The sequence below is a fragment of the Methylobacterium sp. V23 genome, from assembly GCF_002917135.1.
In the GTDB taxonomy this organism is placed as follows: Bacteria; Pseudomonadota; Alphaproteobacteria; order Rhizobiales; family Beijerinckiaceae; genus Methylobacterium.
Genome location: NZ_PDHT01000001.1, coordinates 405,548 through 420,396 on the forward strand (window position 1 = coordinate 405,548; position 14,849 = coordinate 420,396).

The 14,849-nt window shown below is 71.4% G+C and carries 11 protein-coding genes; 6 read left to right on the top strand and 5 right to left on the bottom strand.

From position 1 onward, the window contains the following. The first annotated feature begins 196 nt into the window (after window positions 1-196). The gene (gene dnaE / locus CRT23_RS01875; RefSeq protein ID WP_103708338.1) at window positions 197-3,721 is read left to right on the top strand and encodes a DNA polymerase III subunit alpha; all 3,525 of its coding nucleotides are present in this window, start codon (window positions 197-199) and stop codon (window positions 3,719-3,721) included. 75 nt (window positions 3,722-3,796) lie between these two features. Here the strand turns inward: dnaE and CRT23_RS01880 are convergent, their stop codons facing one another. From CRT23_RS01880 to CRT23_RS01890, 3 genes are all read right to left on the bottom strand, one after another. Continuing rightward, window positions 3,797-5,794, bottom strand: a complete 1,998-nt coding sequence (locus tag CRT23_RS01880; RefSeq protein WP_103708339.1) for a HAMP domain-containing methyl-accepting chemotaxis protein — start codon at window positions 5,792-5,794, stop codon at window positions 3,797-3,799. Window positions 5,795-6,065: 271 nt separating this feature from the next. Further along, window positions 6,066-6,785: a gamma-glutamylcyclotransferase gene (locus tag CRT23_RS01885; RefSeq protein WP_103708340.1), complete on the bottom strand. Its 720-nt coding sequence runs from the start codon at window positions 6,783-6,785 to the stop codon at window positions 6,066-6,068. A gap of 135 nt (window positions 6,786-6,920) precedes the next feature. After that, window positions 6,921-7,337: a hypothetical protein gene (locus tag CRT23_RS01890; RefSeq protein WP_103708341.1), complete on the bottom strand. Its 417-nt coding sequence runs from the start codon at window positions 7,335-7,337 to the stop codon at window positions 6,921-6,923. Between the two features lie 129 nt (window positions 7,338-7,466). Here CRT23_RS01890 and recO point away from each other — a divergent pair, with 129 nt between their 5' ends. Together recO and parC are read left to right on the top strand one after the other, a co-directional pair. Next, on the top strand, window positions 7,467-8,207 hold the full coding sequence (gene recO / locus CRT23_RS01895) for a DNA repair protein RecO (RefSeq protein ID WP_103708342.1): 741 nt from the start codon (window positions 7,467-7,469) through the stop codon (window positions 8,205-8,207). 53 nt (window positions 8,208-8,260) lie between these two features. Next, window positions 8,261-10,510 carry a DNA topoisomerase IV subunit A gene (parC, locus tag CRT23_RS01900; protein WP_103708343.1) on the top strand — a complete coding sequence of 750 codons (2,250 nt, stop codon included), beginning with the start codon at window positions 8,261-8,263 and terminating at the stop codon, window positions 10,508-10,510. Window positions 10,511-10,805: 295 nt separating this feature from the next. Here the strand turns inward: parC and infA are convergent, their stop codons facing one another. Together infA and CRT23_RS01910 are read right to left on the bottom strand one after the other, a co-directional pair. Further along, window positions 10,806-11,078, bottom strand: a complete 273-nt coding sequence (gene infA / locus CRT23_RS01905) for a translation initiation factor IF-1 (RefSeq protein ID WP_055947419.1) — start codon at window positions 11,076-11,078, stop codon at window positions 10,806-10,808. A 313-nt stretch (window positions 11,079-11,391) separates the two neighbouring features. Beyond that, window positions 11,392-12,573, bottom strand: a complete 1,182-nt coding sequence (locus CRT23_RS01910; protein ID WP_103708344.1) for a branched-chain amino acid ABC transporter substrate-binding protein — start codon at window positions 12,571-12,573, stop codon at window positions 11,392-11,394. Between the two features lie 216 nt (window positions 12,574-12,789). On the opposite strand from CRT23_RS01910, the gene CRT23_RS01915 reads away from it, so the two are divergent. Genes CRT23_RS01915 through CRT23_RS01925 form a run of 3 tightly spaced genes read left to right on the top strand, consistent with a single transcriptional unit; the run spans window position 12,790 to window position 14,846 of the window. After that, the gene (locus CRT23_RS01915; RefSeq protein ID WP_103708345.1) at window positions 12,790-13,113 is read left to right on the top strand and encodes an XdhC family protein; all 324 of its coding nucleotides are present in this window, start codon (window positions 12,790-12,792) and stop codon (window positions 13,111-13,113) included. A 9-nt stretch (window positions 13,114-13,122) separates the two neighbouring features. Further along, entirely contained in the window at window positions 13,123-13,824 is a 702-nt protein-coding gene (locus CRT23_RS01920) for an XdhC family protein (protein ID WP_103708346.1), read from the top strand. Next, entirely contained in the window at window positions 13,821-14,846 is a 1,026-nt protein-coding gene (locus tag CRT23_RS01925) for a molybdopterin-binding protein (protein ID WP_103708347.1), read from the top strand. Before CRT23_RS01920 ends, CRT23_RS01925 begins: the two co-directional genes overlap by 4 nt. Window positions 14,847-14,849: the final 3 nt, after the last annotated feature.

Here is a 14,849-nt window from a genome sequence, read left to right on the forward strand (position 1 = left end):
GCGGATGATCCTGACGGGTGCGGTCGAGTTCATGGCCTTCGGGCTCCTGGCGATGTCCTTCGCCGCCTGGGCTGTCGCATTGGCGCCCTTGCGATAGCGTTGCGGCGGAGTCACAGGGGGCGCGCGGTCCACAGGGAAACGCGTCTGGGCGCCGGTTTCTCATGGATTGGAAACCACGACTCGGGCTGTTGGTCTCATGGCGCGCATCCTCCAGAATCCCCTGCTCAAAGACCCGGCTTACGTCCACCTCCACGTTCACTCGTCGTTCTCCCTGCTGGAAGGGGCCCTGAAGGTCGGCGACATCGTGAAGGCCGCCCTGGCCGACCGGCAGCCGGCCCTCGCGCTTACCGACACCAACAACCTGTTCGGGGCGCTGGAATTCTCCGAGAAGGCCGCCGGCGCCGGCATCCAGCCGATCCCCGGCCTCCAGCTCACCGTGGCCTTCGAGGCGCCCGATCCGATGGCGCGCGTCGGGCAGGGCCAGGCCGGCTGCGCCAACATCGTCGTGCTGGCGCAGGACGAGACCGGCTACGGCAACCTGCTGCGGCTGGCCAGCCGCGCCTATTTCGACGTCGCCCTGGGCGACGCCCCCCGCGTCAGCGTCGAGGCCCTGGCCGAGTCGAGCGCCGGCCTGATCGCCCTGACGGGCGGCTCCACCGGTCCCCTCGACAGCGCCCTGCGGCAGGGCCGGGCCGAGCTCGCCGCCGGCCGCCTGGCGCAGCTGCGCGGGGCCTTCGGCGAGGACAGACTCTACGTCGAGATCCTGCGCCACGGCCTCGCCGACGAGCGCATGGTCGAGCGGGAATTGCTGCGCCTGGCGGACACGAACGGCCTCTCGGTGGTGGCCGCCAACGAGCCGTTCTTCGCCCGCGAGGGCGACTACGACGCCCACGACGCGCTCCTGGCGATCGCGGATGGCCGCCTCGTCTCGGACGACCGCCGCCGCAAGCTGACCCCCCGGCACGGCTTCAAGACCCGCGCCGAGATGGCCGCGCTCTTCGCCGACCTGCCGGACGCCCTGAGTGCCACCGTCGAGATCGCCATGCGCTGCGCCTATCGCGTGCGCACCCGCAAGCCGATCCTGCCGAATTTCGGCGTCGTCGCCGCCCGCGACGCCACCGCCCCCGCGGACACCCCCGACGTCGCGGCCGCGCCGCCCCTCGACGAGCCGGCGGAGCTGCGTCGGCAGGCCGAGGCCGGCCTCGAACTGCGCCTCGCCCAGCACGGCACCGCGCCCGGGATGTCCGAGCAGGTCTACCGCGACCGCCTCGCCTTCGAGCTCGACGTCATCGTGGGCATGAAGTTTCCCGGCTACTTCCTGATCGTGTCGGACTTCATCAAGTGGGCCAAGGACCACGACATCCCGGTGGGTCCGGGCCGCGGCTCCGGCGCCGGCTCCCTGGTGGCCTGGTCGCTCCTCATCACCGACCTCGACCCGCTCCGCTTCGGCCTTCTGTTCGAGCGCTTCCTGAATCCCGAGCGCGTCTCGATGCCGGATTTCGACATCGACTTCTGCGTCGAGGGCCGCGAGCGCGTGATCCAGTACGTGCAGCAGCGCTACGGCGAGCGTCAGGTGGCGCAGATCATCACCTTCGGCACGCTGCTCGCCCGCGGCGTGCTGCGCGACGTCGGCCGCGTGCTGGAGATGCCCTACGGGCAGGTCGACAAGCTGACCAAGCTCGTGCCGCAGAACCCGGCCAACCCCGTCACCCTGGTCCAGGCCATCGAGGGCGAGCCGAAGCTCCAGCAGGCGATCGAGGAGGAGCCGATCGTCGCCCGCCTCATGGAGATCTCGAAGAAGCTCGAGGGCCTGCACCGGCACGCCTCGACCCACGCCGCCGGCGTCGTCATCGGCGACCGTCCCCTCGAACAGCTGGTGCCGCTCTACCGCGATCCGAAGACCGGGATGCGGGTGACCCAGTTCAACATGAAGTGGGTCGAGGCCGCGGGCCTGGTGAAGTTCGACTTCCTCGGCCTGAAGACGCTGACGCTGCTGCGCTGCTGCACGGACTTCCTGGCCCAGCGCGGCATCATCGTCGATCTCGCCTCCCTGCCCCTCGACGATGCGGCGACCTACGCGCCGATGAAGCGCGGCGAGACGGTGGGCGTGTTCCAGGTGGAATCCGCCGGCATGCGCAAGGCGCTGGTCGAGATGCAGGCCGACCGCTTCGAGGACATCATCGCCCTGGTGGCGCTCTACCGCCCGGGCCCCATGGCCAACATCCCGGTCTATTGCGAGCGCAAGCTCGGCCGCGATGCCGGCAACGAGGCGAGCTGGTACCCGCACGAGAAGCTGGAGCCGATCCTCAAGGAGACCTTCGGCATCATCGTCTACCAGGAGCAGGTGATGGAGGTGGCCAAGGTCCTGGCCGGCTACTCCCTGGGCGAGGCCGACATGCTCCGCCGCGCCATGGGCAAGAAGATCAAGGCCGAGATGGACGCCCAGCGCGACCGTTTCGTGAAGGGCTGCGTCGAGCGCGACCTCACCAAGGCCAAGGCCAACGAGATCTTCGACCTGCTCGCCAAGTTCGCCGATTACGGCTTCAACAAGTCACACGCCGCCGCCTACGCCCTGCTCACCTACCAGACCGCCTACCTGAAGGCGAACCATCCGGTGGAGTTCCTGGCCGCCGCGATGCAGCTCGACATCGACGTGACCGACAAGCTGGCCGAGTTTCGCCAGGACGCCCAGCGCCTGAAGATCACGGTGGAGCCGCCCTCGATCAACACCTCGGGTGTCGGCTTCGAGGTGCGCGAGGGCTGCATCCACTACGCCCTCGCGGCGATCAAGGGGGTGGGGCGGGGCGCGGTCGAGGCCCTGATCGAGGCCCGCGGCGACAGGCCCTTCAAGGATCTCGCCTGCCTCGCGCGCCGGCTCAACCCGCGCATGCTGAACAAGCGCACCCTGGAGAACCTCGTGGCGGCCGGGGCCATGGACACCATCGAGCCGGATCGCGCCCGGGCCTGCGCCGCCATCGAGCCGATGATGAAGCTGGCCCAAGGGGCCGCGGAGGCGGCGAGCACCGGCATCGACGACATGTTCGGCGGGATCACGGCCGCCAACGTCACCCTGCGGGTGCCGCCCTACGACCCCTGGCCGATGGCCGACAAGCTGAAGAAGGAATACGACGCGGTCGGCTTCTTCCTGTCGGGCCATCCCCTGGACGAGTACGGCGACCTCCTCGGCAAGCTCCGGGTCCAGACCTGGGCCGAGTTCTGCCGGGCGGTCCGGGCCGGCACCACCAGCGTGGGCCGCGTGGCGGCCTCGGTCCTCGATCGTTCCGAGCGCCGGACCAAGACCGGCAACAAGCTCGGCATCGTCATCCTCTCGGACCAGACCGGGCATTTCGAGGCGATCATCTTCTCCGAAGGTCTCGGCCAGTACCGCGAGATCCTCGAGCCGGGCCGGCCGCTGGTACTCCAGCTCCAGGCCAACCTCGAGGGCGAGGACGTGCGCGCCCGCATCATGACCGCCGAGCCCCTCGACGTGGCGGTGGCCCGCCACCAGAAGGGCATGCGCGTCTACCTGCAGGACGAGCGCCCGATCCAGAGCGTGCAGCAGCGCCTGCAGGTGCGCGGGGAGGGCGAGGTCTCCCTGATCCTCCTCCTCGACGGCGCCCGCGAGGTCGAGGTCAAGCTGCCGGGCCGCTACCAGGCCACGCCGCAGATCGCCGGGGCGCTCCGGGCGGTCCCGGGGGTGGTGCAGGTCGAGGTGAACTGAGCGGAGGCCCGACGCGGGCCGACCGCCTGGGGGGAACGACGTCGGCCGGGCCGTGAGCCCGACCGACGCTGCGTCTCACGCCGCGCGGATGGCGGCCAGGAAGCCCTCGACCTCCTGGCGCACGTTCACCGACTGGACCGAGAGTTCGCCCGCCGCCATCAGCACCTGCTGGGCCGCGGAGCCGGTGTCGCCGGAGGAGGTGAGAACCTGGGCGACGTTCCGCGAGACGTCCTGGGTTCCGCGTGCCGCTTCGGCCGCGTTGCGGGAGATCTCGCCGGTGGCCGCCGTCTGTTCCACCACCGTCGCGGCGATGCTCTCGGTGATCGCGTTCACCGACACGATGGTCTGGCCGATCTGGCGGATGGCCGCGACGGCCTGGGCGGTCGCCTGCTGGATCGCCGTGATCTGACCGCCGATCTGGTCGGTGGCCCGGGCGGTCTGGCCGGCGAGCTCCTTGACCTCGGCGGCCACCACCGCGAAGCCGCGTCCCGCTTCCCCGGCGCGGGCGGCCTCGATGGTGGCGTTGAGCGCCAGCAGGTTGGTCTGGCTGGCGATGCCGGAGATCATCGTCACGGCCTCGCCGATCCGGTCGGCGGCCTGGATCAGGCTGCCCATGGTGACGTCCGTGGCTTCCGCCTCGCGGGCCGCGGCACCCGCGGCGGCGTTCGATTGCTGAACCTGGCGTTCGATCTCCTGCAGGGACGCGACCATCTCCTCGGCGGCCGCCGCCACGGTCTGCACGTTCGCGGCGGTTTCCTGCGCGGCCGCGTTCGAGGCCAGCGCCTGCCCGCTGGTGCTCTCCGCCACATGGGTCATCGAGCGGGCCGTGGCGTCGAGTTCGGTCGCCGCGGAGGTGACGATGCCGATGGCGCCCGAGATGGTCTGTTCGAAGCTCTGGACCAGGCCGTCGACCCGGTCCGCCCGGCGCTGGCGGGCCGACTGCGCGGCGACCTGCTGCGCCTCCAACTCGCCGCGCGCGATGGCGTTCTGGCGAAACACGTCGACGGCCTTGGCCATCTCGCCCATCTCGTCCCGGGCCTCCTGCGAGGGCACCGTGATGGCCGTCTCGCCGGCGGCCAGGCGGCTCATGGCTTCGGTCATGCCGGAGATCGGCCTGATGATGCTGCGCGCGATCAGGAAGGCGAGGGCGCCGCCGAGCGCCAGCGCCAGGGCGATGAGGCCGAGCTGCAGGACCCGCGCCCGGTCGACGCTCGCCTCGGTGGCGGCGGAGATCTCGCCGACCGCCGCCTCGATCTTCGTCCGGACCTCGTGGCCCGCCTGCATCAGCGCCGCCATGTGCGGCTTGAGCGCGTCGTCATGGGCGGCCCGCGTCGCCTCGATCGCGGCGGCGGCGGCGTTGAACGCGCCGATATAGGCGTCGATCGTGTCCTGCAGCTGCTTGATCGGGCGCGTGAACGTGCCGTCCGTGTCGAGGTCGCGCAGCGCCTTCAGCGCGGCGCCCGCCTTCAGGCTGTTCGCCGCGAAGGTCGCGGGACCCTTCGGATCGCGGGTGGCCAGGAACCGCCAGTTCGCGACCCGCATCAGCAGCACCGCGCTGTCGATCTGCGCCGCCTGGCTGACCTCGGCGGCGGAGCCGTTCTGGCGGATCTCCGTGGCGAGGAGGCCGCTCACGCGGGTCAAGGCATCGCCGGTCTTGAACAGCGCCGCCTTGCTGTCCGTGAGCGTGATTCCGGTTTGGCCGAGGCGCTGGAGATCGTCCTTCAGGGTCGCGGACTGATCCTGCATGCGGGTGTAGAGCGCGCGCCGCTCGTCGGAGAGGGCGATGTCGATCTGGCGCTGGAGCACGGTGGAGATGGCCTGGCGCGTCTGCTCGACCTGGCTGATCTGATCGGGAGTCTGGCTCGCCTGCAGTTCCAGGGCCTGGCCGGAGAGGCGCTCCGCAAGGCCGTTCAGCGAGAAGACGTTGCGTGCTCCCTCCTCGAGGCGAGCGACCCGCGCGTATTCAGCCACGATGGAGCCGAGCTGATACTGCGCGGTCAGGCCAATCCCGCCGGTGATCAGGATCAGGCTCCCAAATCCGGCGTAGAGGCGGGCGCGGATACCGTATGTCATCGATAGGCCTGATCAGTCGTGTCGCGTCTCCGCTTGTCTTAGGGAGCGGCCAATAAAAATGTATTAAATCACATCCTCTGTCGGCTTCGTCAGATCTAAGTGGACTAATTCGGATCATCTATACGGTCGCGCCGGGCCCGTTCCGGCCCAGAACGCCGCGCGCGTCACCGATCGGGGTTCTGTCGGGGCCGCGGGGGGTGCAGGATCCGACCGCCCGACACCGCATCCCCGTGCCGGCGGACCGATCCCGCCGCGGTTCCGGACTGGCGCGTCAGGCGCCGGCCGCCGAGGGACCGTCGCGCCCGGCCCCGAGCCGCGCCTGCAGGCGTTCCGCCACCATCGCCTGCAGGGTCAGCAGGTGCGGGCAGCGGATGCCCGCCTCGAGGCAGGCGGCCACCGTGCGGAACAGGTACTCCGCACTTGGCCCGAGGTGCCCGGCCCCGGCGGCGATCCGGTCCGCGATCGCTTCGTCCGAGATCGGCCCGGTGTAGCGGTCGCTCTCGGGGTTCACCAGGAAGGTCAACGCCTGGATCGTGCCGGCGGCCGTCTCCACCGGGACCCAGCGCCCGAGATAGCCGTTGCCGCGCATCTCCCGGCGCCAGACCGGCAGCAGGGTCTCGGCGGCCTCCGCGCCGGTCAGCCGGAAGGCGACCCCCTCGCAGGCGCCTCCCGTATCCAGGGCCAGGACGAGGCCGGGATTGTCGACGCTGCCGCGGAACCGGCGCTGGAGCAGGCAGAAGCGCCGATGATAGCCGTGCACCGTGCCGACCCGGCGCTCGGAATAGGCGAATTCCGGCTGCCAGATCAGGGAGCCGTAGCCGAACACCCAGAGGCCGTCCGCCGGGGCGGGGCGCGTCGCCAGGGCGGCGGCGAGGCCCGGCGCCAGTTCGGCGTCGGTCATCAGCGCCAGGGCGGTGGCATCGTCGGCCACCGGCACCGGGTGGGCACGGGCGATGAGGTCGAGGCTCAGGGCGATGGAGGGGTCCGGCATGGCGCCACCGAATCATCCGGCGCGCCGCGGCGCAAGTGTCGCGACCTCGGGACGACGCGTCGGCGCAGGCTCCTCCGGGTCAGCGCTCTACTCTCAGGGCATGGCTTTCAGGGCTTGGCCCTCAGGGTTTGGCCCTCAGGGTTTGGCGACGGCCATCGTCTCGAGTTCGGGCAGGGGCTCGGTGCGGTGGAAGTCGCAGGTCTCCTTGTCCTCGTCGATGACGCGCAGGACCCCGGCCTTCTCCTCGATGACGACCTTGGCCCGCTCGGCCCGGCCGAAGGTGCGCCCCCGCATCCGGCTCGACACGCAGTAGAGCGTGCGCCCCTCGTCGAGGAAGGGCCCGGTGGCCCGGCTCTCCGCGAACCGGACCGGAATCAGCGAGAGCGATCCGAATTCCGGCCGGCTCAGGGCCAGGGCGGCGAGGCGCTCGTGCAGGGGCGCGGTGGCGGACGGAAGCGGGATTGACGGGCGGGCGCTGCAGCCGGCGAGGGCCGAGCCCGCGACGCTCGCCAGGAGGACGCCGAGGCGCGGCAGGGGGCAGGCGCGTGACATGGCGGGGCGGCCTCGATTCGGATCCCGCCGAGCCTACCGGAGTTCGCGTCAGGCGCGAGTCCGATAATTGATGCAACCTGCGCCGTCCCGAGGCATTTGCAAGGGCGGGACATCGCCGTAAGACGGCCCATGCAATGGACCGACGAGGCCCTGGTGCTCGGCTTGCGCCGCCAGGGCGAGACCAGCGTCATCCTCGAACTCATGACCCGGAACCACGGCCGCCACCTCGGGCTCGTGCATGGCGGCCGCTCGCGCCGGATGCAGCCAGTGCTGCAGGCCGGCAACCGGGTGCAGGCCACCTGGCGGGCGCGCCTCGACGAGAGCCTGGGCGCCTTCGTGGTGGAGCCCATCGAATCCGTCGCCGCCCGGCTGATGGGGTCGGGGCTCGCCCTCTACGGCATGAGCCACCTCGCGGGCCTGCTCCGGCTGTTGCCCGAGCGCGACCCCCATCCCGAGCTGTTCGCGGCGGCCGGACTGCTGGTCGCGCACCTGGACGACCCGGACATCGCCCCGCCGCTGATGGTGCGCTTCGAGCTCGCCCTCCTGGTCGAACTCGGCTTCGGGCTCGACCTGGCGGCCTGCGCCGCCACGGGAGGCAACGACGCGCTGATCTACGTCTCGCCCCGCAGCGGGCGGGCGGTGAGCGCCTCGGCCGGCGAGCCCTATCGCGACAAGCTGCTGGCGCTGCCGGACTTCCTGCGCGAGCGCGCCCCCGGCACGGGGCTGCCGATGACGCCGGACGCCCGGGACGTTACCGAGGGGTTTACCTTGACGGGGTACTTCCTCGACCAGCACATCTGGGGACCGCGTGCGATCCCCGTGCCCGAGGAGCGGACGCGCTTCGTTGCATTGGGCACGGGAAACGCCTAAATTCCGTTCGTGCTTTGTTCTGATTTGGGTCGTGTGCGGCCCGGGAGTTCGTGATGGGCCAGCCCTTCGAGCCGCCATCGGATCCCGATGGCATCGAGAGCGTCGAGCTGAAGACCGCGCTGGAGGATCGCTACCTCGCCTACGCGCTCTCGACGATCATGCACCGGGCGCTGCCCGATGCCCGCGACGGGCTGAAGCCGGTCCATCGCCGCATCCTGTTCGCCATGCGGCTGCTGAAGCTCGACCCCAGCTCGGCCTTCAAGAAATGCGCCCGCATCGTCGGCGACGTCATCGGCAAGTACCATCCGCACGGCGACACGGCGGCCTACGACGCCCTGGTGCGCATGGCGCAGGACTTCGCGCAGCGCTACCCGCTGGTCGACGGCCAGGGCAACTTCGGCAACATCGACGGCGATAACGCCGCCGCCCAGCGCTACACCGAGGCCCGGATGACGGAGGTGGCGCGCCTCCTCCTCGAGGGCCTCGACGACGATTCGGTGGATTTCCGCCCGAACTACGACGGGCAGGAGGAGGAGCCGGTGGTGCTCCCCGCCGCCTTCCCGAACCTGCTCGCCAACGGCAGCCAGGGCATCGCGGTGGGCATGGCGACCTCGATCCCGCCCCACAACGCGGCCGAGCTCTGCGACGCGGCGCTGTATCTCATCACCCATCCGGAGGCGACCTCCGCCCAGCTCCTGACCTTCGTGAAGGGGCCGGACTTCCCCACCGGCGGCATCCTGATCGACAGCGCCGAATCGATCACCGAGGCCTACCGCACCGGGCGCGGCGGCTTCCGCGTGCGCGCCCGCTGGGCCAAGGAGGATCTGGGCCGCGGCACCTGGACCATCGTGGTCACGGAGATCCCCTACGGCGTGCAGAAGGCGCGCCTGATCGAGAAGCTCGCGGAGCTGCTGCAGGAGCGCAAGCTGCCGCTGCTGGCCGACGTGCGCGACGAATCGGCCGAGGACGTGCGCATCGTGCTGGAGCCGCGGGCCCGCAACGTCGATCCCGTCATCCTGATGGAATCGCTGTTCCGGCTCACCGAGCTCGAATCGCGCATCTCGCTCAACATGAACGTGCTGGTGGGCGGCCTCGTGCCCCGCGTCATCGGCCTCGCCGAAGCCCTGCGCGAGTGGCTCGACCACCGCCGCGTCGTGCTCCAGCGCCGCTCGCGCCACCGCCTCGGCCAGATCGACCGCCGCCTGGAGATCCTGGGCGGCCTGCTCATCGTCTATCTCGACCTCGACGAGGTCATCCGGATCATCCGCGAGGAGGACGAGCCGAAGCCCGCCCTGATGAAGCGGTTCGAGCTCACCGAGATCCAGGCCAACGCCATCCTCGACACGCGCCTGCGCTCCCTGCGCAAGCTCGAGGAGATGGAGATGAAGCGCGAGCTTGACGCGCTGACGCAGGAGAAGGAGGGGATCGAGGGCCTGCTCGGCTCCGACAAGCTGCAATGGGCCGACATCACCAAGCAGATCCGCGCGGTGAAGAAGACCTTCGGCCCCGAGACCAAGATCGGCGCCCGCCGCACCACCCTGGAGAATCCGCCCGACACCGCCGGCATCGACTTCGCGGCCGCCATGGTGGAGCGCGAGCCGATCACCGTGATCGTCTCCAACAAGGGCTGGATCCGGGCGCTCAAGGGCCACGTCGCCGACCTGTCCGGCGTCGCCTTCAAGGGCGATGACGGCCTCAAGCTCGCCTTCCCGAGCGAGACCACGGCCAAGATCCTGGTGCTCGCCTCGAACGGCAAGGTCTTCACCCTGGAGGCGGCCAAGCTGCCGGGCGGGCGCGGCTTCGGCGACCCGATCCGCCTGATGGTGGATTTCGACGACGGCACCGAGATCGTCGCGGCCATCCCCTATCAGCCGGGCGCCAAGGTCCTGGTCGCGGCCACGGACGGGCGCGGCTTCCTGGCGCCGGCCGATGCGCTCGTCGCCAACACCCGCAAGGGCAAGGGTATCATGGGCCTCGACGCGCCGGCGACGGCCGCCGTGCTGGTGCCGGCGACCGGCGACCACGTGGCGGTGTGCAGTGCCGACCGGCTGATGCTGGTCTTCCCCTTGAGCGAATTGCCCGAGATGGTGCGCGGCAAGGGCGTGCGCCTGCAGCGCTGCCGCCAGACCACCCTCACCGACGCCCATGTCTTCACCCTGGCCGAGGGCCTGCCCTGGCGCGAGGCGGGCGGCGAGGCGCGCCTCGCCCATGCGGGGATCCTGGAGAAGTGGCTGGGTCACCGCTCGGACGCCGGTGCCCTGATGACCCGGAGCTTCCCGAAATTCGAGCGGTTCGGGAAGTAGGTCCGGGACCGGCAGGGACCAGGTCCTGCGCATTGCGCCGAGTCGGTCGGCAGGGACCGAAAAGGCCGCCTCTGCGTAGGGGCGAGGTTTGGGACGGGGGGCGTGCCCCTGCGGTTCGGTCGCAAGCTCCGCCCTGTTCCCGCGCCTTCCCGGAGCGGGGACGCGCGCCCGAGAGACGCCGGACGGGTGGAACGAAGTCGGTCCAACACCTTCGCCCGGTTCGCTGAACCACGCGCCGGAGGGTCCAAAACAGCGATGCCTCCCGGGGGGAGGCATCGGCGGGACGCTCGGACGATCAGCGGCGGCGGAACTGGCCGCGCATCGGCGGGCGCGGACCGGCGGAGCGCTCGTCCTTGTGTCGGAACACGAGGCGGCCCTTCTCCAGGTCGTAGGGGGACATCTCGACGGTGACGCGGTCGCCGGCCAGAGTCTTGATGCGGTTCTTCTTCATCTTGCCGGCCGTGTAGGCCACGATCTCGTGCCCCTGATCGAGCTGCACGCGGTAGCGCGCGTCCGGCAGGATCTCGATCACGAGACCGTCGAACTGCATCAACTCTTCTTTTGCCATCCACACTCTCCAGCCGGACGGCCTGAATGGGGCGACCCGGGACACAAAACGAAGCCGTTCGGCAAAACGCGGCGGGCGGCGGGTCCGATCCCATCGGATGCGCAACACCGGCGAGCGTTGCCCCGACATAATGTCCGCACCGGCTGGAAGCAAGCTTTTCCCGATGCAGCCCGGTGGTGAACCCGGAACAATCCTCACGGGGATTCTAGAAAATCAAGATTCGACGCGGGATTTCACGCTTTGCGGCCGGTGATGTCGAGGCGTCGCGCGCTCGGCCGGACCGCGTGCTCCGCCGGTGGCGGCCGGTCACGCGTCAGGGCGTGACGTCGTTGCCGGAAAAGTCGATCCGCCCGTCCGGCATCCGCTTCCAGGCCTGCAGGATGGTGGCGGGACGACGGGGATCGGGCTTGAGGTCGCCCCTGGCATCGTAGGCGAGGTCGCCGAGGATCGTCCGCAGGGTCCGGCCCTGATGCAGGTAGGCCGCCACCGCCCGGCCGTCCGCCGATCCGGCGCCGAGGATTCCCTGGCGCAGGACCTCGACGGCCGCGTAGGCCTGGGCGGCCACGGCGTTCGCCTCCGGGCTGCGCGGCCCCTTGGCCGTCTTCATGGGGGAGGCCTTCGCGTCGGGCGCCTTCGCGTCGGGCGCCTTGGGCTCGGGCAGCCGGGGCGGGTCGGCCGGGAGGGTCATCACCGTGCCCTCGGCAGCCGGCCCGGCGGCCTGGGGAAAGGCCGGATCGAGGAGTCCGTCGCTGCCCACCAGGGGCGCGGTCACACCGGCGTCGCGCAGGCCGCGCAGGAGCACGGCCGCGTCCGGCGCGAGCCCCCCGAAATACACCACCTCGACGCGCGCCCGCTTCAGGCGCGCCACCAGTCCGGAGACGTCGCGTTCGCCGCGGCTCAGGGTCTCGAAGGCCGCCTCCGGCTGGTCGGCCGCCTTGAGGACGCGGCTCACGCCCTCCGCGAGGCTGCGTCCGAACGGGCTCTTGTCGTGCACGAGGGCGATGCGCTGGCCGCCGTGATGGCCGAGGAGGTAGGCGCCGGCGAGCCGCGCCTGCTCGGCCTCGTTCGGCACGGTGCGGAAGACGTTCCAGAGGCCCTTGGCCGTCAGGGCGGCGGAGCCGGTGCCCGGCGTCACCGCGACGATGCCGGCCTCCTCGTAGACCGGCATCGCCAGGCCCGCGACACCGGCATTGAAGGGGCCGACCATGAGGCCGACCCGCTCGGCGGCGAACCGCCGGGCGACGGCGAGGCCCTGCTTGCCCTCGCCCGCATCGTCGGCCACCACCAGGACGAGGCGCTGACCGTTGGCGCCGCCGGCCCGGTTGAGGTCGGCCACAGCCAGTTCGGCCCCGAGCCGCAGGCCCTGTCCGAAGGCGGCGTCCGGGCCGGTCAGCGGCGCCGACAGGCCGATCCGGACCTGCGCCTCGGCGGAGCCGGTCGCCGAACCCATCAGAAGGCCGGCGAGGGCGCAGGCGGTGGCGCGGAGGCTGGGCATCGGGGCACGGGTCCATCGAGGCGGGTGGGCGTGGCCGCACGATAGGGCTGCCCGGTCGGTGCGGGAAGTCACGCCCCGATTCCCGCGCCGCAGGGCTCGCATTGCCACGGCGGCGCGGGACCTTACCTGTTTTTCCCGGGTTTCCCTCCATGTTCCCGGGTTTCCCGCCATGTTTCACGTGGCGGGTGCGATCCCGCGCCGGAGTTCGTCAGGACCATGCTTTCCACCGACAACGACATCCTCGGCGCGGCCGAAGCCTGGCGGCGCGAGGGTCGCGCGGTGGCGCTCGCCACCGTCATCGAGACCTGGGGCTCGGCGCCCCGTCCGGTGGGAAGCCACCTCGTCGTCGACGGCGAGGGCAACTTCCTCGGCTCGGTCTCGGGCGGCTGCGTCGAGGGCGCGGTGATCACCGAAGGCCTGGAGGCGATCGCCGACGGGCAGGCGCGGGTCATCGCGTTCGGGGTGGCCGACGAGACCGCCTGGCGGGTCGGCCTGTCCTGCGGCGGGCGCATCCGCGTCTACGTCGAGCCCGTGGCCTGAGGCGCCGGCATGCAGCTCGAGACCCTCGCGATCCTCAACGCCGAGCGCGCTGCGCGCCGCGCCGCCATCCTGGTGACCGACCTCGACGGTGGGGCCCAGCGGGTGGTGCGCGAGGCCGAGATCGCCGGCGATCCCCTGGCCGACCTCCTCGCCCGGCACCTTGCCTCCGGCAAGAGCGGCCTCGCCGAGGCGGACGGCCACTCCGTCTTCCTCACCGTGCAGGCGCCCCCGGTGCGCCTGGTGGTGATCGGCGCCGTGCATATCAGCCAGGCCCTCTGCCCGATGGCCCGCGCCCTCGACCTCGCCGTCACCGTCATCGATCCGCGCACCGCCTTCGCCACGCCGGAGCGCTTCCCCGGCATCGACCTCGTGGCCGAATGGCCGGACGACGCCCTGGCCGGGCCGGTTCCGCCCCTTGACCGCTACTGCGCCGTGGCGGCCCTGACCCACGACCCGAAGATCGATGACCCGGCCCTGGTCGCCGCGCTCCGGGCGGGGTGCTTCTATGTCGGGGCCCTCGGCTCCCGCAAAACCCATGCGGCCCGCGTCGCCCGGCTGGCCCAGGCCGGGTTCTCGGAGACTGAGATCGGCCGGATCGCGGCGCCGATCGGCCTTCCCATCCAGGCGGTCAGCCCGGCCGAGATCGCGGTCTCGATCCTGGCGCAGATCATCGCGGCGCAGCGCACCCCCCGCAGCGGAGCCGCCGCGTGAAGTTCGGATCTGTCCCGACGCGCGAGGCCGCCGGGCTGATCGCCGCCCATACGGTGCGGTCCCACGACGTGACCCTGCGCAAGGGCCGGGTGATCCCGGCCGAGGACGCCGCGCGCCTCGCCGCCGCCGGGCTGTCCGAGCTCGTGGCCGTCACCCTCGAGCCGGGCGACGTGGCCGAGGATCTGGCGGCCGAACGCCTCGCCGCCCATCTCGCCGGTCCGCACCTGGACCGCGAACGGCCCTTTACCGGCCGCTGCAACCTGCACGCGGCGACCGCCGGGCTCCTGCACATCGACCGGGCCGCCATCGACGCCGTCAACGGTGTAGACGAGGCGATCACGGTGGCGACGCTCGCGCCCTACAAGCCGGTGGTGGCCGGCGAGATGGTCGCCACGGTGAAGATCATCCCCTACGCGGTCCCGGGCGCAGCCCTCGACCGGGCCTGTGGCGCCGCGCCCGCTGGGGCGCTCGCGGTGGCGCCCTACCGGTTGACCCGGGTCGCCGTGGTCTCGACCCTGCTGCCCGGCCTGAAGCCGGCGACCATCGACAAGACGCTGGCCAGCCTGCGCCACCGCCTCGCCCCAACGGGGGCCGACCTCGTCACCGACGCCCGGGTGCCCCATCGCCGCGAGGCCGTGGCCGAGGCGATCCGGGCGGCCGTCACCGAGGATCGCGCCGAGCTGGTCGTGGTGTTCGGCGCCTCGGCCATCGCCGACCGGCGCGACGTGATTCCCGCCGGGATCGAGGCGGCGGGCGGGCATGTCGAGCATCTCGGGATGCCGGTGGACCCGGGCAACCTCCTCCTGGTCGGACGGGTCGCCGCCGTGCCGGTCATCGGCGCGCCGGGCTGCGCGCGCTCGCCCAAGGAGAACGGCTTCGACTGGGTGTTGCACCGGCTGCTCGCCGGCCTCGCCGTGACCCGGGCCGACATCGTCACCCTCGGCGTCGGCGGGCTCCTCATGGAGATCGTGTCGCGGCCCCAGCCCCGGTCCGGTGGCGACCCGGCCGATGACGATGCGTGAGAA

What these genes read in the sequence shown, in the direction of transcription:
- dnaE (WP_103708338.1), top strand. Translation starts at nt 197, where the DNA reads ATGGCGCGCATCCTCCAGAATCCCCTGCTCAAAGACCCGGCTTACGTC.
- CRT23_RS01880 (WP_103708339.1), bottom strand. Translation starts at nt 5,794, where the DNA reads ATGACATACGGTATCCGCGCCCGCCTCTACGCCGGATTTGGGAGCCTG.
- CRT23_RS01885 (WP_103708340.1), bottom strand. Translation starts at nt 6,785, where the DNA reads ATGCCGGACCCCTCCATCGCCCTGAGCCTCGACCTCATCGCCCGTGCC.
- CRT23_RS01890 (WP_103708341.1), bottom strand. Translation starts at nt 7,337, where the DNA reads ATGTCACGCGCCTGCCCCCTGCCGCGCCTCGGCGTCCTCCTGGCGAGC.
- recO (WP_103708342.1), top strand. Translation starts at nt 7,467, where the DNA reads ATGCAATGGACCGACGAGGCCCTGGTGCTCGGCTTGCGCCGCCAGGGC.
- parC (WP_103708343.1), top strand. Translation starts at nt 8,261, where the DNA reads ATGGGCCAGCCCTTCGAGCCGCCATCGGATCCCGATGGCATCGAGAGC.
- infA (WP_055947419.1), bottom strand. Translation starts at nt 11,078, where the DNA reads ATGGCAAAAGAAGAGTTGATGCAGTTCGACGGTCTCGTGATCGAGATC.
- CRT23_RS01910 (WP_103708344.1), bottom strand. Translation starts at nt 12,573, where the DNA reads ATGCCCAGCCTCCGCGCCACCGCCTGCGCCCTCGCCGGCCTTCTGATG.
- CRT23_RS01915 (WP_103708345.1), top strand. Translation starts at nt 12,790, where the DNA reads ATGCTTTCCACCGACAACGACATCCTCGGCGCGGCCGAAGCCTGGCGG.
- CRT23_RS01920 (WP_103708346.1), top strand. Translation starts at nt 13,123, where the DNA reads ATGCAGCTCGAGACCCTCGCGATCCTCAACGCCGAGCGCGCTGCGCGC.